Source organism: Aliidiomarina sedimenti (assembly GCF_003986955.1).
Lineage (GTDB): Bacteria > Pseudomonadota > Gammaproteobacteria > Enterobacterales > Alteromonadaceae > Aliidiomarina > Aliidiomarina sedimenti.
In genome coordinates this window covers 727935-745779 of the sequence record NZ_PIPN01000001.1, presented here as the reverse complement: position 1 = coordinate 745779, position 17845 = coordinate 727935, and the positions used below count along the sequence as shown (strand labels likewise).

At 51.0% G+C, this 17845-nt stretch carries 14 protein-coding genes; 1 reads left to right on the top strand and 13 read right to left on the bottom strand.

Annotated elements, in window-relative coordinates:
• Window positions 1–156: 156 nt before the first annotated feature.
• The 9 genes from CWE12_RS03565 to CWE12_RS03525 all read right to left on the bottom strand — a co-directional run bounded on the left by CWE12_RS03565 (window position 157) and on the right by CWE12_RS03525 (window position 13248).
• The gene (locus CWE12_RS03565; protein WP_126788283.1) at window positions 157–1806 is read right to left on the bottom strand and encodes an electron transfer flavoprotein-ubiquinone oxidoreductase; all 1650 of its coding nucleotides are present in this window, start codon (window positions 1804–1806) and stop codon (window positions 157–159) included.
• A gap of 29 nt (window positions 1807–1835) precedes the next feature.
• Window positions 1836–4052: a putative bifunctional diguanylate cyclase/phosphodiesterase gene (locus CWE12_RS03560; RefSeq protein WP_126788282.1), complete on the bottom strand. Its 2217-nt coding sequence runs from the start codon at window positions 4050–4052 to the stop codon at window positions 1836–1838.
• A gap of 139 nt (window positions 4053–4191) precedes the next feature.
• A complete protein-coding gene (locus CWE12_RS03555; RefSeq protein ID WP_126788281.1) occupies window positions 4192–6144 on the bottom strand; it encodes an acetoacetate--CoA ligase in 1953 nt (650 codons plus the stop codon).
• A gap of 123 nt (window positions 6145–6267) precedes the next feature.
• On the bottom strand, window positions 6268–7170 hold the full coding sequence (locus CWE12_RS03550) for a hydroxymethylglutaryl-CoA lyase (protein ID WP_126788280.1): 903 nt from the start codon (window positions 7168–7170) through the stop codon (window positions 6268–6270).
• A gap of 15 nt (window positions 7171–7185) precedes the next feature.
• Window positions 7186–9156 (bottom strand): acetyl/propionyl/methylcrotonyl-CoA carboxylase subunit alpha, encoded by a 1971-nt coding sequence (locus tag CWE12_RS03545; protein WP_126788279.1) that lies wholly within the window; start codon window positions 9154–9156, stop codon window positions 7186–7188.
• Window positions 9157–9167: 11 nt separating this feature from the next.
• Window positions 9168–9953, bottom strand: coding sequence for an enoyl-CoA hydratase-related protein (locus CWE12_RS03540; protein WP_126788278.1), 786 nt, complete (start codon window positions 9951–9953; stop codon window positions 9168–9170).
• A gap of 8 nt (window positions 9954–9961) precedes the next feature.
• Window positions 9962–11569: a carboxyl transferase domain-containing protein gene (locus tag CWE12_RS03535; RefSeq protein WP_126788277.1), complete on the bottom strand. Its 1608-nt coding sequence runs from the start codon at window positions 11567–11569 to the stop codon at window positions 9962–9964.
• A gap of 12 nt (window positions 11570–11581) precedes the next feature.
• A complete protein-coding gene (locus CWE12_RS03530) occupies window positions 11582–12751 on the bottom strand; it encodes an isovaleryl-CoA dehydrogenase (RefSeq protein WP_126788276.1) in 1170 nt (389 codons plus the stop codon).
• Between the two features lie 53 nt (window positions 12752–12804).
• Window positions 12805–13248 (bottom strand): MerR family transcriptional regulator, encoded by a 444-nt coding sequence (locus CWE12_RS03525; protein ID WP_126788275.1) that lies wholly within the window; start codon window positions 13246–13248, stop codon window positions 12805–12807.
• Between the two features lie 124 nt (window positions 13249–13372).
• Here CWE12_RS03525 and CWE12_RS03520 point away from each other — a divergent pair, with 124 nt between their 5' ends.
• Window positions 13373–14554 (top strand): thiolase family protein, encoded by a 1182-nt coding sequence (locus tag CWE12_RS03520; RefSeq protein WP_126788274.1) that lies wholly within the window; start codon window positions 13373–13375, stop codon window positions 14552–14554.
• 21 nt (window positions 14555–14575) lie between these two features.
• On the opposite strand, the gene CWE12_RS03515 is transcribed toward CWE12_RS03520, so the two are convergent.
• From CWE12_RS03515 to CWE12_RS03500, 4 genes are all read right to left on the bottom strand, one after another.
• Window positions 14576–15097: a hypothetical protein gene (locus CWE12_RS03515; protein ID WP_126788273.1), complete on the bottom strand. Its 522-nt coding sequence runs from the start codon at window positions 15095–15097 to the stop codon at window positions 14576–14578.
• Window positions 15098–15370: 273 nt separating this feature from the next.
• Window positions 15371–16459, bottom strand: a complete 1089-nt coding sequence (locus CWE12_RS03510) for an OmpA family protein (RefSeq protein WP_126788272.1) — start codon at window positions 16457–16459, stop codon at window positions 15371–15373.
• A 249-nt stretch (window positions 16460–16708) separates the two neighbouring features.
• Window positions 16709–17572, bottom strand: a complete 864-nt coding sequence (locus tag CWE12_RS03505) for an EamA family transporter (protein ID WP_126788271.1) — start codon at window positions 17570–17572, stop codon at window positions 16709–16711.
• 5 nt (window positions 17573–17577) lie between these two features.
• Complete coding sequence (locus CWE12_RS03500) at window positions 17578–17844, bottom strand: DUF1289 domain-containing protein (RefSeq protein WP_126788270.1); 267 nt, start codon at window positions 17842–17844, stop codon at window positions 17578–17580.
• Window position 17845 lies beyond the last annotated feature (1 nt).

The following is a 17845-nucleotide window of genomic DNA, read 5'->3' as shown; positions in this document are numbered from 1 at the left end:
GACCTTTCTTGTTAATAAATAGTTTGTTAATAAATAGTCGTTGAAGATAGATAAAAACGAAAGCTTGCGCCTATTAAACACTAATAGTGTATTAAATGTAAAACATAATCCTGAAAATGGAAATAAAAAAGCTCCCGTGGGAGCTTTTTTATTTTTTTACATATTGGGGTAATTGGGACCGCCGGTTCCTTCCGGAGTCACCCAGCGAATATTCTGGCTTGGATCTTTAATGTCGCAGGTTTTGCAATGGATGCAGTTTTGCGCATTAATCTGAAAGCGTGCTTCGCCGTTATCGGCTTGCACTATTTCATACACGCCAGCAGGACAATAGCGCTGTGCCGGTTCATTGTATTTCGGCAGGTTAACCTCAATTGGGATACTGCTGTCTATTAATTGCAGATGACAGGGCTGGTCTTCTTCATGGTTGGTATTGGATAAATACACCGATGAATTACGGTCAAAGCTAAGCTGATTATCCGGTTTTGGATAATCTATGGCAGCTGCCTTATCAACGGTTTGCATACCTTTATGGTCTGCCTGCCAGTCTTTCAGAGTGAAGGGTAAGCGGCCGCCAAACCAGTTCTGATCCAGCGTGTTGTAAGCGCCACCTAACCAGGTACCCCATTTGTGCACGGCCGGACCGAAGTTACGTGAACGATAAAGTTCATCATAGACCCAGGACTTTTCAAAGGCGCTGGTGTAGTCAGTCAGTTCTGTATGCGACTGCTCGGCTTTTAAGGCGGTAAAAATACTTTCGGCGGCGAGCATACCGCTTTTCATAGCGGTGTGGTTACCCTTGATCTTGGCAAAGTTTAGCGTGCCAGCATTGCAACCAACCAATAGCGCACCAGGCATCGTCATTTTCGGTAACGAGTAATAACCGCCTTTGGCAATTGCGCGCGCGCCATAGCTAACCCGTTTACCACCCGCTAAATACTTTTTAATTTCAGGATGGTGTTTATATTGCTGAAACTCCATATACGGGTTCAGGTTTGGATTGTCGTAATTAAGATCAATGATCAGACCGACAAAGACCTGGTTGTTTTCAGCATGATAGAGGTAACCGCCGCCTGAGGCATTGTCTTTCAAAGGCCAGCCTGTGCTGTGTACTACCAGGCCCGGTTTGTGTTGCTCTGCGGGAATATCCCAGATTTCTTTAAAACCAATCGCATAGTGCTGTGGCGTTTTACCTTCGTTGAGATTGAATTTCTCAATCAGCTCTTTGCCTAAATGACCACGGCAGCCCTCTGCAAATACGGTGTATTTGGCACGCAGTTCCATACCAGGCATAAAACTGTCTTTTTCTTCACCACTGGCACTAACGCCCATATCACCGGTAATCACCCCGGCGACTTCACCAGCCTCAGTGTACAGCACCTGAGCTGCGCTAAAACCAGGAAATACTTCGACCCCAAGCGCTTCAGCCTGTTCGGCCAGCCAGCGGCAGATGTTGCCCATACTGACAATGTAATTACCGTCATTATGGAAAGTTTTTGGCACCATAAAATTCGCTAGTTTAGTGCCTTTCTCTGCATTATTGAGGAGCAGGATATCATCACCGCTTACCGCGGTATTCAGTGGCGCGCCGCGCTCTTTCCAGTCTGGAAAAAGCTCGTTCAGGGCGCGTGGCTCAAAGACTGCACCGGACAGAATGTGGGCACCAACTTCCGAACCCTTTTCAACTACACAAATTTGCAGTTCCTGTTCGTTCTCTTTGGCTAGCTGGGCTAACCGACATGCTGTGCCGAGGCCCGCAGGGCCAGCACCAACAATGAGCACGTCAAATTCCATGCTTTCGCGTTCCATGGGATACTCCTATGCAATGGCCAGACCATTCACATGATCTGGATTGGGATCTGGCCTTGGTAATCATCCAGTAATTGGGTAAATTCATGTGCAGGGATAGGGCGGCTGAACAAATAGCCCTGACCTACGCTGCAATCTCTATCCAGTAAAAAGTCGACTTGTGCTTCAGTTTCGACACCTTCGGCGACTAAATCAATTTCCAGGCTCTTCGCCAGATTAATAATGGTCTGAGTGAGTGTGGCATCATCTTTGTCATTTGGTAGATCTTGCACGAAAGAGCGGTCAATTTTAAGAGCTGTCACCGGAAAATGTTTTAAATACGACAACGACGAGTAACCAATACCAAAATCGTCGATGGCCAGCGCAATGCCACGCTCACGAACCGCATGCATAAAATTCGTGTGCGACTGAATATTTTCAATAAAAACCTGCTCGGTCAGTTCAAGCTCAAGCTTATTCGGTGGAATCCCACTTTCATTGACCACCTCCATGATATGTTCAATCAGGCCTGGAGACTGCAATTGCTTGCCGGATAAGTTCACGGCCATGGTCAATTCAGTGAAGCCCAAAGTGTGCCAGGCTGCCAACTGCTTACAGGCGGTTTTCAAAACGAACTCTGAAATAGGGATAATAAGTCCGGTGTCCTCGGCGATCGGTATAAACTGATCCGGTCCGATAATCTGACCATCCGACTCCTGCCAGCGTACCAGTGCTTCCGCTCCAATGATACGTCGACTTTGCATGTCCACTTTGGGTTGATAGTAAACCCGAAGTTTATCGTGCTCGACGGCGTTACGTAACCGCTTCATCAGTTCCATGCGCTGATTCAGTTCATGGTGCAGTATTTCACTGTACAGATGGTAGCTGTTGCGACCTGACTCCTTGGCTCGGTACAGGGCCGTATCCGCATTGCGGATAAGGCTTTCCGGGGTATCAATTTCGGGCTGACTAAGGGCAATCCCAATACTGGCGGAGATAAACATCTCGTAGTCATCGACATAAAAGTGGGTATCCAGTGCACTCAGCACCTGGCGGGCATAATTTTCCAGCTCTTCAGGGTCATTCAGGCAGGCGATAGCGAGCACATATTCATCGCCTCCCATTCTCGCCAGACAGGCGTGTTTGGGGGCGATTTTATTGAGTCGTGTAGCGACCCGTTTTAAAAGCTGGTCGCCGACCGAATGACCCAGTGCGTCGTTTACTTCTTTAAAGTTATCCAGGTCTATAAAAAGCGCGCCGACATGCTGCTGGGTTAACGCAGACTGGCTGAAAAACTCTTCAAGCCGCTCCATCAGCGCATTGCGATTCGCTAAATCGGTTAACCAGTCATGCTCTGCCAGGTAGGCCATTTTTTTCTCGACCCGTTCACGCTCTTCAATTTCAACGTACAGATCGATGTTCGTGTCTGCCAGTTCCTGCGCCCGCACCCGGCTAATACCCAGCACATAGAGAACAAAAGTGAGCAGGGCCGTGGTAATCAGTCCGGCCAGCATAATAAGCAAGGGAACCCAGCTGCGCATTGCCTGCAGTTGGTCCTGACCTGGCCATAGCTCCATCCGCCATTGCTCATCGAACAGGGTAAATTCCGAGAAACCACTCCAGCTTTGACTGGCATCGTCGTTGTTACCAAGTTCAAACACGGTGCTGTTGCTACTAACGGACGTCAGGCGGAAATAGACATGGCGTCCCATGTGCCGGGCAACTGTTGAACGCAGCAAACCTTCGATGTCGATGATGCCAAGGTAATAATCGGTGCCTTGACTGGTGTTGAGCGGCGCAATCAATGCCACGTCCGCTGAATTCAGGGCTAGTGGACCGGCTGGTAACATAACCCGCTGACCTGGCTCAAGTCCGCGCAGACTGTCGAGATAGTCCTGGTCAGCTAAAAGTTGGTCGACGGAAGGTTGCGCAATAGTGCTGTAGAGGCTCTCCAGCTCAAATTGACTGTTGAGCCATAACAAACAGCGAAAGTGAGGATAAGAATTGATCACGATGGGGGCTTCGCGTTGCCACAAATTATGATCACCCTGATTGCGGGTGGAATGACGAGCCATCCAGGTCAGACCAAACATATGAGTCTGCAGCTGACGGTTAACTTCCTGCTGCAGTTCGGTTACGTCATTGCTGAGCTGACTACGAATGCGCTGGTTGTCCTGAATATATAAAAAGGCACTAATGCCTAAGCTCAGTATAATGCCGACCAAAGCCGTTAAAATGGCTAGCCGAAAGTGAGAAAATCGTTGCATGTCGACTTATTATCGTTGTTTTACGTCTTTAGGACGATAATCGCCTAAGCAGTACTAAGAAGCAACCGCTTAGGCGTCAATTTACGTAATTGGTTAACGTATTGTTTACAAGTTATGCACTTTTAACCTGGCGTTAGCTTTAACGCAGCGCTGGCAGGTCGCGAAAGTTGTCCAGCGCTTCAGGGTTGGCCAGGGCGTCGGTGTTTTTAACCGGCTCGCCGTGAATAACCTGGCGTACCGCCAGCTCAGTAATTTTACCGCTGATCGTACGCGGGATATCGGCAACCTGCTCAATAACTGCCGGTACGTGACGTGGAGTAGCATTGGCGCGGATGGTCTTGCGGATCTTGTCGCGCAGACTATCGTCGAGCTGCACGCCATCGCGTAGCTTAACGAACAGCACCACGCGCTCGTCGTCCTGCCAGTGCTGACCCACCGCGATGCTTTCCAGCACTGCCTCCACTTTCTCCACCTGACGATAGATTTCAGCCGTGCCAATACGTACCCCACCTGGGTTAAGTACAGCATCTGAACGGCCATAAATAATGACGCCATTTTCGGCCGTCAGTTCTGCATAGTCGCCGTGTGCCCAGATATTGGTAAAGCGATCAAAATAGGCACTTTGGTAGCGTGAACCATCGTTATCGTTCCAAAATCCAATTGGCATACTGGGGAATGGCTTTTCACACACCAACTCGCCTTTTTCACTGCGCACGGGTTCGCCAGCATCGTTGTATATGTTGACCGCCAGGCCAAGGCCACGACACTGCAGCTGGCCGCGGTAAACCGGAAGTACCGGATTACCCAGTGCAAAGCAGGAAATAATATCGGTGCCACCGGAAATCGATGATAAGCAAACGTCTTCTTTGATGTCGCGGTAGACATAATCGAAGCTTTCTGGTGGTAACACTGAGCCAGTGGTTAAAATAGCTTTCACAGACGTCAGCGAATGGCTTTGACGAGGTTTCTCACCGGCTTTCTCCAGGGCGGAGAGGTACTTGGCGCTGGTTCCAAAAATGGTGATGGCTTCATCATCAATTAAGTCCATCATCCGCTTTGGTTCCGGGTAGAAAGGCGACCCGTCGAACAGGGTAAGCTGAGCACCGAGTGCCAGACCTGAGACCATCCAGTTCCACATCATCCAGCCACAGGTGGTGAAGTAGAATAAATTATCCTCAGCGGTTAAATCGGTGTGCAGACCATGCTCTTTTAAATGCTGTAGCAGGGTGCCGCCAATGCCGTGCACAATGCACTTAGGGACGCCGGTGGTGCCTGAACTGAACATGATATACAAGGGGTCGTTAAAAGCGCGCTGCACAAATTCAATCTCGCTGGCTGAGCTATCAAGATAGTCTGACCAGCGGATAGCGGAGGTGATATCGAGCGCCGCATCCTCACCAATGAAGTCGCAAACGACCAGTGCTTCAAGGGTATTCAGTTTACCGGCGATAGCATTGACCTTTTCAGCCAGTGGCAGACGCTTTCCGTTGTAATAGTAACCATCGACGGTAATCATGACTTTGGCTTCGATCTGGCCGAAGCGGTCAACAACACCCTGCACCCCAAAGTCCGGAGAGCAGGACGACCACACAGCCCCTAAACTTGCTGTGGCAAGCATAGCGACAATGGTTTCAATGCAGTTTGGCATCAGCCCGGCGACGCGGTCGCCAGCGACCACGCCTTGTTGTTTCAATGCGCTGGCCAATTGAGCAGTACGGCTATACAACTCGGCGTAGCTTATGCTTTGTCGTTCTCCGAGCTCGTTGACAAACACCAGTGCGGTGCGCTCATCGCGGTGACGCAGCAGATTCTCCGCGAAATTCAGACGCGCCTGCGGAAACCAGCTAGCCCCCGGCATCTGCGTTGGGTTAGCCAGGATCTGGTTGCCCCGCTGACTGGCTATAACGTCAAAATAGTCCCACACAGACGCCCAGAACGCCGGGCTCTCCTCGGTTGACCATTGATATAAGTCGTCATAACTGCTGAAACTGAGCCCTTGCTTGGCCAGAAAACGCATAAAGGCAGCCATCTGTGAGTTATCAATACGCTGCTGACTTGGTTGCCATAGCGGTGTTAGCTGTGTCTGTGACATATCAAAACCTTTCCTGATAATTCGTTTGTGGTTCAGCAAGGAATGCACTTCAAGGCATGCATCTCAATTCATGTTAAGCCAAGGCACGCCCGTGCAAGGCCGGGACTGCGGCTGTGTTCAAGGTTACTGACACTGTGCTGCAAGCGCCTGACTCACTAGTGAGCGGGGTTTAGTACCCAGCGCCTGACATATCTCAAAGCCCGCAGCGGCCAGTGTATCCAGCTCAACGCCGGTGGAAATGCCCATGCCGTTCAGCATGTAGAGCACATCTTCACTGGCTACATTGCCACTGGCCCCTTTGGCATAGGGGCAGCCGCCAAGCCCGGCAACTGCGCTGTCGATGGTCGCTACACCGAGGGGCAGGCAACTGGCAATGTTCGCCAGCGCCTGGCCATAGGTGTTGTGAAAATGCAGCGCGAGGGCTTCGACAGGTACCTCTTCGGCGACTGCACTGAGCATCCGTTGCGCCGCCAAAGGAGTGCCCACACCTATGGTGTCGCCAAGGGATACTTCGTAACAGCCCATCTCATACAATGTTTTCGCGACGCGGACCACGTCACTGAGCGGAACCTCCCCCTGATAGGGGCAGCCAAGCACACAGGAGACATACCCACGAACGCGAACGCCTTTCGCTTTTGCCTGCTCAAGGACGGGGGCAAAACGCTCCAGGGATTCACTGATCGAGCAGTTAATGTTTTTCTGACTAAAGGCTTCCGAGGCTGCTCCGAAAATAGCCACTTCGTTCGCGTCGGCTTGCATGGCAAGCTCGAACCCTTTGCTATTTGGAGTCAGCGCGGCATAGGTAACGCCTGGTTTACGCTCAATCGCAGCCATGACCTCTGCACTGTCGGCCATTTGTGGCACCCATTTTGGGCTGACAAAGCTGCCCGCTTCAATGTAGCGTAAGCCACTTGCGGTTAATGCGTTAATAAGGCTGACTTTGGCCTCTGTGGTGACCGGCTTTTCATTCTGCAGGCCGTCACGGGGGCCGACTTCGACCATTTTTACCTGAGTTGGTAATGCCATCGGATACCTCGTTATTTATTCATCAGCAGCCAGCGCGATAAGTTCAGCACCGTCGCTGACCAGTTCACCGGCCTGGAAAAATACCTGCTCAACGGTCCCATCGACAGTGGCTTTGATGGTGTATTCCATTTTCATCGCTTCCATCACCACCAGCGGCTGATCTTTCTCGACTTTATCGCCGACCTCGACGTTGACGCTGACAATAGTGCCATTCATCGGCGCGGTCAGGGTGCCTGCATCTTCTTCCAGTCCGAATGCGCTGTCTTTATCGACCAGCTGATAATTAACCCGGCCGTGGCTTGAGAACAGGGTGTAATGGCGTTCACCCAAAGCTACCTTGAGGGTAAACTGGTGGTCCTGATGCGTGACTTCAAGGCGTTCGCCACTTAAGCGGGCGTGCAGCTCAACAGTCTGTTCGCCGGTTTTAACCATGAAAGTATCGCCGTTACTGGCTACTTCAAGGCGCAACAGTTCATCGTCATAGACCAGTTCAATGTGCTGCAGCGCTGGCTGGTTGAGGCGCCAGGCGCTGCCAGCCTGCCATGGGTTTGCGGACCCGGCAGGGCGTTGATGGAGCGCTATGGCGGCGCCTATGCAGGCGTGCGCAAGGCTGCTCTCAAGCCCTTTTGCCGGTTTTAATAGGGCATCACCGTGCTGCTCAATGAACTGAGTACTGAGATTGGCACGAACAAAGTCTTTATGGCTGGCTAACCGGTGCAGGTAGTCAACATTGGTAGTCGGGCCAACCAGATGATATTCACGTAACGCCCGTTGTAAACGGAGCAAAGCGCGGTCACGATCTTCATCCCAGACAATCAGTTTGGCGATCATGGGGTCGTAGTAAGGACTAACCTCGTCGCCCTGGCGCACGCCTGAATCGATACGTACATGGCGGTCTTCGGCCGGTGTGCGTAAATACTCAATGCGGCCGGTACTTGGCAGAAAATCCTGCTGTGGGTCTTCGGCATAGATACGTGCTTCAAATGCATGCCCGTGCAGGGTGACCTGATCCTGACTGAGTGGCAATACGCCACCGCTGGCGACAATCAGCTGCCATTCGACTAAGTCCTGGCCGGTGATCATTTCGGTGACCGGGTGCTCAACCTGCAGGCGGGTGTTCATTTCCATAAAGAAGAAATCGTTGTTGGCATCGAGCAGGAACTCGACAGTACCAGCACCGCGGTAATCGATGGCCTGGGCGGCTCGCACTGCAGCGTCCCCCATAGCGGCACGGGTTTCTTCACCGAGTGCCGGGGCAGGGGCCTCTTCCAGCACTTTCTGATGGCGCCGTTGCACCGAACAGTCTCGTTCAGCGAGGTATACGGCGTTACCATGCTCGTCACAGAAAACCTGGATCTCAACGTGACGTGGCTGGACGATAAACTTTTCCACCAGCATTTTATCGTTACCAAAGGATGCATTGGCTTCACGCTTCGCGGATGCCAGCGCGTCGCTGAACTGACTCGCCTTGTGTACTTCACGCATGCCTTTACCGCCGCCACCATAGGCCGCTTTTAACAGCACCGGGTAACCAATACGCTCGGCTTCTTCGCGTAGCTTATCTTCAGCCTGTTCGCTGCCATGATAGCCCGGCACCAGCGGCACGCCTGCTTCATCCATAATGGATTTAGCCGCGCTTTTCGAGCCCATCGCCGCAATTGCACTTGCTGGCGGTCCGACAAAAGCAATGTCATTGCTGGCACAGAGGTCAGCAAAGGCTTCGTTTTCGGATAAAAAACCATAGCCCGGGTGAATAGCCTGAGCGCCACTGCGGTTAGCGGCATCGATAATTTTCTCCATCACCAGATAAGATTCACTACTGGGTGATGCACCAATGTAATAGGCTTCATCGGCCATTTGCACATGCTCAGCATGGCGATCTGCGTCTGAGTACACGGCGACACATTGAATGCCCATACGCTGAGCAGTTCGAATAACACGGCAGGCAATTTCGCCGCGGTTTGCAATCAGAATTTTATTAAACATAACAACAACCGTTAGTTGGTGAGCCAGCCAGCTTTGCGTTTTTCCAGGAACGCTGATAACCCTTCCTGACCTTCGTCAGAAACGCGGATATCAGCGATGCGTTCAACCGTGGTGCGCACAACGTCTTCATTAATAGGGCGCTGATGAATATCAAGCAGCAGCCGTTTGGCCGCTGCAACTGCAGCCGGACCATTGTTAACTATCGCCTGCAGCAGAGGTTTAACAGCCTCCGTTAAGGGGTCGTCGGTGACTTCGGTGACCAGCCCGTGGCGCATGGCGTCGGCGGCGAAAAAGCGTTCTGCCGTTAACACATAACGGCGGGCAGCCCGCGCACCCATATTACGGATCACGTAGGGGCAGATAACCGCTGGAATCAAGCCGATTTTAACTTCACTGAGGCAAAATGAGCTGCCCGGGTTGGCCAGCACCATATCGCAGCATGCTGCCAGACCAACCGCGCCGCCAAAGGCTGCGCCCTGAACCAAAGCAATGGTTGGCACCCGCAGGTTATCCAGCTCATACATAAGCTGGCCAAGTTCGCCCGCATCAGCAACATTTTGCTCACGGTTTTTGGCGGCCATCGAACGCATCCAGCCAAGGTCAGCACCCGCGCTAAAATTCTTGCCATTGGAGTTAAGCACTAAGGCCCGCACGCTGGTGTTGCCTTCGATATCGCGTAAATGGGCAAGCAACTGAGCGATAATCTGATCATCAAACGCATTATGAACTTCCGGCTTATTCAGCGTCAGCCAGGCAACCTGTTGTGCGTCTATATGGAAAAGTACGGTGTCAGTCATAGCATCTCCTACATGCGGAACACGCCAAAGCGTGTGTCTTCAATCGGTGCATTGAGTGATGCGGCGATACTTAAGCCAAGCACGGTACGGGTTTGCGCCGGGTCGATAATACCATCGTCCCACAAGCGGCCTGACGCGTAGTAGGGGTGACCCTGTTGTTCATACTGCTCGACGATGGGCTTCTTAAACTCAGCTTCCTCGGCATCGCTCCAGCTCTTGCCTTTGCGCTCCATGCCGTCACGGGTGACGGTGGCCATTACACCAGCGGCCTGTTCGCCGCCCATCACCGAGATTCGGGCATTAGGCCACATGAACATCATGGTTGGGTCATAGGCGCGGCCACACATGCCGTAGTTACCTGCACCGTAGCTGCCACCGATAAGAACGGTAAATTTAGGAACTTTAGCGCAGCTGACGGCCATGACCATTTTGGCACCGTGTTTGGCGATCCCTTCGGCTTCGTATTTTTTGCCGACCATAAAACCGGTGATGTTCTGCAAAAAGACCAGTGGGATCTTGCGCTGGGCACAGAGTTCGATAAAGTGCGCGCCTTTTTGCGCTGATTCCGAGAACAGAATACCGTTGTTGGCAACGATACCGACCGGGTAGCCGTGAATGCGGGCAAAACCGGTAACCAGCGTGTTGCCGTAGTTCTGTTTAAACTCATCAAAGTCCGAGTCGTCTACCACCCGCGCAATCACTTCACGAACATCGTAGGGTTTACGCAGATCGGTACCGACAATGCCGTAAATTTCGTCGGCGGCGTAGCGGGGGGCTTTGACGTCATTAATCACTGGTTGCTCTGGCAACTTGTGATTAAGGCGGGAAACTGAACGACGTGCCAGATCAAGTGCATGCTCGTCACTGACCGCAAAGTGGTCGGCAACCCCTGAAATACGGGTGTGAACATCGGCACCGCCAAGCTCCTCAGCACTGACTTCTTCACCCGTCGCCGCTTTAACCAATGGGGGCCCGGCGAGGAAAATGGTGCCTTGCTCTTTGACGATAATGCTTTCATCGGCCATTGCTGGCACATAGGCACCGCCAGCGGTGCATAAACCCATGACGACAGCGATTTGTGGAATGCCTTTGGCAGACATGGTGGCCTGATTGAAGAAGATCCGGCCGAAATGATCACGGTCCGGGAATACTTCGTCCTGACGTGGCAGGTTAGCGCCACCGGAATCCACCAGATAAATGCAGGGCAGGTGGCAGCGCTCAGCAATTTCCTGAGCTCGCAGATGTTTTTTGACGGTCAATGGGTAATAGGTGCCGCCCTTAACGGTCGCGTCGTTGGCGACGATCATGCACTGTACGCCTTCGACCTGACCGACGCCAGCAACCACGCCCGCCGCCGGAACATAGTCTTCGTAGACCTCCCAGGCCGCGAACTGACCGATTTCAAGAAACGGCGAACCAGGGTCGAGCAAGCGCTCAATACGGTCACGGGCAAGCAACTTACCACGCGACTTATGACGCTCCTGCAAGGCTTCACCGCCACCGAGCTTAATTTGTTCGACTTTACTGTTTAGCTCGCTGACCAGGTCTGCCATGGCCTGATGGTTGGCCTGGAAATTCTCATCACGAACATTAACTTTGCTAGTTAGCACTGTCACGCTGAGCTCTCCTTACTTAGATTCTGTGAACAACTCACGACCGATTAGCATCCGACGGATCTCGGAGGTACCGGCACCGATCTCATAGAGTTTTGCATCGCGCAATAAACGCCCGGTTGGGTACTCGTTAATATAGCCGTTGCCACCAAGCAGCTGAATTGCATCCAGCGCCATTTGTGTGGCCAGTTCTGCCGCATAAAGAATAACCGCTGCGGCGTCTTTGCGCGTAGTTTCACCACGGTCACAGGCTTTAGCTACGGTGTAAACATAGGCACGGGCCGCGTTCATGCGGGTGTACATGTCGGCTACTTTGCCCTGTACCAGTTGGAATTCACCAATTGATTTGCCGAACTGGGTACGCTCATGAACATAGGGCACAACCACGTCAAGACAGGCCTGCATGATTCCCAGTGGGCCTGCTGCCAGTACCACACGCTCATAATCCAGGCCGGACATCAGTACTTCGACGCCTCGGTTCAGTTCGCCGAGAATATTTTCTTTCGGGATGCGCACGTCTTCAAACACCAGTTCACAGGTATTCGAACCACGCATGCCAAGTTTGTCCAGCTTTTGCGCCTGGCTAAAGCCAGGGGTGTCCCGCTCAACAATAAAGGCTGTAATGCCACGTGAACCGGCATCTACATCGGTTTTTGCGTAAATAACATAGACGCTGGCTTCAGGACCATTGGTGATCCACATTTTATTGCCGTTAAGGATATAATGATCGCCGTCTTCTTTCGCCCGCAGCTTCATGCTCACCACGTCTGAACCGGCGTTGGGCTCACTCATTGCTAACGCGCCAACATGCTCACCGGTGACCAGTTTAGGCAGGTACTTCTCTTTCTGCGCCTGATTACCGTTACGGCGGATCTGGTTTACGCACAGATTAGAGTGGGCACCAAAGCTAAGACCAACAGACGCTGAAGCACGGCTGATTTCTTCCATCGCGACCACATGTTCGAGGTAGCCCATGCCTGAGCCACCAAATTCTTCTTCGACGGTAATACCAAGCAACCCCATGTCGCCCAGCTTAGGCCAGAGCTCTTGAGGAAAAACATTCTCTTCATCGATTTGAGCGGCGCGTGGTGCAATTTCTTCCCGCGCGAACGCGTTGACGTGCTCACGTAGCATGTCAGCAGTTTCGCCAAGGTCGAAGTTTAAAGTGGTGAATTGAGAGATCATAAGGGTTCCTCGTACTTCATCGGATAGCTAAATTAGCGAATAAGAACAGGTAATCAGGCAACCTGGTCCGAATCATCTTTGTTTTGAATAGAGCCTTGCATGCTGTTGAGTTCAGCCCGGCAACGTTGCTCTACGGTCTTTAATTCATGCAGCAACACATTAATGTCTTCGAGTTGCTGCTGCAGCGTTAGCTTCTTGTCATCGATTAGCTCAAGCATAGTGGCAAGCTGGTTCTCGCTACTTTGGTCACGGTCATAGAGTTCAAACAAACGGCGGGTTTCGGCCAGGGTGAAACCGAGCCGCTTACCGCGTAGAATAAGTTTCAGCCGAACCTTATCTTTGACCCCATAGATGCGGGTTTGTCCCTGACGGCTAGGCGCTAATAACCCCTGATCCTCATAAAAACGAATACTGCGGGTCGTTATATCGAATTCCCGGGCAAGTTCGCCAATACTAAAGGTGCGTGCCGGAGTCGTGGTTTTGTTGGTTATGCTCATAGTCGTTTACCAGCGTTTCTACTTGCAATTAAGCCTTATCGGGAGATAAGCTTAAGGGAAGTTGACGTTAACGTAAAGTGTCACCTGACATACACAAGCGGGTGGCTGTATCTGGAGGTTTACTGTGAAGTCTGACGATATCGTAATTGTATCTGCGGTGCGCACCCCGATGGGTGGTTTTCAAGGCGAACTAGCGCCGGTCAAAGCAACCGAGCTGGGTGCGACGGCTATTAAATCAGCGGTTTCCCGTGCTGGAATTGAAGGCAGCGACGTAGATGAAGTATTTATGGGCTGTGTTTTGCCTGCAGCGTTAGGTCAGGCCCCGGCGCGACAGGCAGCCCTGGCTGCCGGATTGCCATTATCAGCGGGTGCAACCACAGTAAACAAAGTCTGTGGTTCAGGCTTAAAGACGGTCATGTTTGCCCACGATCTGCTTAAAGCAGGTAGCGCGAATGTGATGGTTGCCGGTGGTATGGAAAGTATGTCGAATGCCCCCTATGTATTACCGCAGGCCCGCCAGGGCTACCGTATGGGTCATGCAAAAATGCTCGATCATATGATGTTTGACGGCCTTGAAGATGCGTATGACAACAAAGCGATGGGCTGTTTTGCGCAATCGACTGCGGATGACTATGGCTTTAGCCGGGAGCAAATGGATGACTTTGCAATCCGTTCATTGCAGCGTGCTCAAAAAGCAATTGAAGAGGGTGCTTTTGAAGCTGAAGTTGAAGCGGTCACCTACAGCACGCGCAAAGGCGATGTGACAGTTGCTATTGATGAGCAACCAGGCAAGGCACGACTGGATAAAATACCTCAGCTACGTCCCGCGTTTGCCAAAGACGGTACGGTGACAGCGGCGAATTCCAGCTCGATTTCAGACGGCGCAGCGGCCTTGGTGCTGATGCGAGCTGATGAAGCAGAAAAGCGCGGTCTGCAACCGCTCGCCCGGATTGCCAGCCATGCGACTTTTGCCCGCAAACCATCAGAGTTCACTATAGCGCCGGTAGGAGCGATGGAAGCGGCGCTGGAAAAAGCGGGCTGGACAAAAGATGACATCGATCTGTGGGAAATTAACGAAGCGTTTGCCATGGTCACTATGCTGGCAATTAAGGAAATGCAGCTGGATGACAGCAAAGTCAACGTTAATGGCGGTGCCTGTGCCCTGGGGCATCCAATTGGTGCCAGCGGTGCGCGTATTCTGGTTACCTTACTGCATGCATTAAAACAGCAAAATAAACGTCGTGGACTGGCCTCACTTTGTATTGGTGGTGGTGAGGCCGTTGCACTGACCGTTGAAGTTATCTAATCCGGATTTAGTAGCGGTTATTTATTGTGGTGGAGATGGATTTCCACCTGACGACTGCGCACGTCTGGCACGACGCTCTCTGAATTCACGCGGAAGCATCTGCTGCCGTGCATCGCGACCCAGATGGTAGTTCAGGGTCCAGCTAATTTGCTGGTCGGTGAAGTCGCTGTCGTGTTGAACGTTGTATTCAAGGGTCGTAAAGAAGCGATCTTTTAAGTCCATCCGATAGCCGAGCGTAGCGCGTGGCAGGGCATCCTTTTGCTTATTGCTGCGGGTACTATTGATACCAAGTCCCGCGTACAAGCCGTGCTGGCTTTGATAGATAAGATCCACTCCATAACTATGGCCTCTTGCCTCGAATTGACCGTCGCTTTCGCCGGCGCGAACATTCAGATTAAGACGGTCATAGTAACTGCGCAGTTGCCACTGGTTGGCAAAGGTATGCCCAAATTGCAGACCGTACGCCATATTGCCGAATTCATCGCGATACTCATAAGATTCCCCATTGCGCAGGATGAACCTGTCTGCGCTGGGTTTAAACACACCTAATCTGACTCCGCCAAAAGTACCAGCTTCAACGGCTGAATAGGCAGGTGGGGAAAAGGTCAGCAGGACCGAAGCTATTGATGTAGCAACAGTTATTACTAGAAAGAGGGGTCTATTTCGCATCTTGATGTACCTTTTGTTATAGTAGATAGATACTAAGTTATTGATATATAAAGATATTTCAAAAATGCTAGCATAGTAACCCAGATAAAAAAAGCGAGGCCGTAGCCTCGCTTTTACAATCTTAGTTTCGCTATGAAGAGTGCGGGATTAGTAACCGCGGCGTTGCATTTCTTCAGTCAGCGGTACTTCCTCTGTAGTCGATAAGGTCGCTTCAATGCGACGGTTGCGTGGGTTCGCTTCCAGGCTTATTTCATCTACTACCGGACGGCGTTTGCCGTAACCACGGGTTGAAATGCGGTCTGCACTGATATCAAAACGTTCCACCAGGACCTGTTTGACAGCCTCAGCACGGCGCTCAGATAAGTCCTGGTTGTAGTCGTCAGGACCAATTAAATCAGCGTGACCACCAATTTCAATGCTGACATCTTCGTGGTCGCGCATTAAGGCGCCTAATTCTTCGATATCACCGTAGAAGCGGCTACGTACATCGGCGGAATCAAACTCGAAGTTAACAATCAGCTCGTGACGAATATTCTGCTCGACCATCACGCTACAGCCTTCGTCGTCAACTACATGGCCACGAGGTGTGTTAGGGCACTGATCACGATTATCAGGGACACCATCACGGTCTGAATCACGACTGGTTTCCTGAGCCGGGGCCGGTTGTGCCGGACGTGGCTCAGTGCGCTCAGCAGAGCGGAAACCGAAAGCATAGTTCATTGACAGGCCTAGGTACTGGTCATCAAAGTCGCTGGCCGATTGGTAGGCATATTCAACCCGGGCGTTCCAGCGTTCACCGATGGGCAACGAATAACCAAGTGTACCGCGAAGGAAGCGGTCACTGGCATCGTTAAAGCTGGTGTGGTTGGCACCAAGGCCCAGGTAAATACCGTTACGGAAATTATACAGACCATCGACACCATAGCTATGGCCGTTGTCGTCTGAAGCACCCACTACATCCGTGTTAAGGCGATCATAGTAGGAGCGGATTTCCCAGCCGTTGCCGAAGCGATGACCTAATTGCAGGCCGTAACCAAGGTGGCTGAAGCCATCGTCGTAATCAAAGCCGACATCATCAATATTAATGAAGCGGTCACTGTCCGAATTCATGAGTCCCAGACGCACACCAAAGTAGGTATGTTCGTCGCTTTGAGACTGACTTAAAGCAGCGGTACTAATTAACCCCATTAATACAGCAGCTGAAACGGCGGTGGTTTTTACAAAACAAGTACGCATTGGTCTTTTCCTTATGCTTTATTTCCGAACTAAATATTTGAAGGCATCGTTCTACCCCGGTGCTGAAATAATCATAGACCAGTTAATTAGAAATAAAAATTTGTTTGCATTATTTTTACTTGCTGTTTTTTCTTGTTTTTTACGTACTTATATTTGAGAGGTTTTCTGTCGAGGAACTTATGTAAATAAAAGGGGTCGCCCAAACTGGTGACCCCTTTTATTTTGAAAATTTACCGTAAATTAAAGGCTTTATGCTTTACTAATAAGCCTAACTCTACTACCCGCAAGGAGCACACCTAGCCCGATAATAATACCACCGAGGAAAAGCTTAATCCAATTAATGTCAGATCCCCAAAAAATAAAGTTAATTAATAAACCAGCCGGAATTAGTACATTGTTCATGGTTGCCAGTTGACCCGTATTTACCTGTTTGCTGGCAATGCTCCATGCCAGATAACCTACGCCAGACGCAACCAGTCCGAGCCAGAGGAGGACACCCCATTGCATGGTAGTTTGCGGAGACCGCGACCAATCGGCAAATAGCAGTGCAGCAATAGCGCTAACCAATAAAGCACCAAGGAAGAACAACGCATACACCTGACGTTGTTCTTTGGGGTTACCTAAAGGCAAGCGTTTGTAGCCAACCTGACCCAGGGCAAAACAAATATTGGCCCCTTGAATTAAGAGGAAACCGTAAATAAATCCTTCACTTATGTTTTCGTAGCGAATAATTGCAGCACCGCAAACAGCAAGCAGAGCAGCCCCCCACCATTGCCAGGGTAACGCCTTTTTATTTATCAGAAGCTCATCGGTAAGGGTGATATATAAGGGGGTGAAAACAGTAAATAGAAGAACCTCGGCGATACTGATGTAATTAAATGCATGGTACAAAAGTATGTACATGATGCCAATTTGAATGGCACCTAGAAATGTCAATGAAATAGCTTTTCGTTTGGTAATGTAGCTGGTTTTTAAAAAGGGAAGTAAAAGTAAGAATGCCAATAACATTCGAATAAAAACAGCAATATAAGCATCAACATCGGCGGATAGATAAACCCCGATAAGGGAGAAACTAAATGCCCAAAGCAGAGTTACCAGTGATAGGGTGAGCATAGTGGTTAGAGGTCCTTGTCAAATAAATCGATTTGCTGAACGCGGCTCTGGTCGTCTTGCGGGGACGCTTTATGCATCTGTTGCCGAAGCCGGGCGCGGCGCTGGGTTAGTTTATTCAGAATCAGCCGCTGTTCCTGCTCACTTTTCTGATGCCAGTTAAAACGTTCACTGCGCGAACGCAGACAGCCTTTGCAGTAGCCTTTACTGTTACTCTCGCAGACGCCGATGCAAGGGTTGGGTAGATGAAAAAGTTCCAGTTGGTTAGCGGCCATG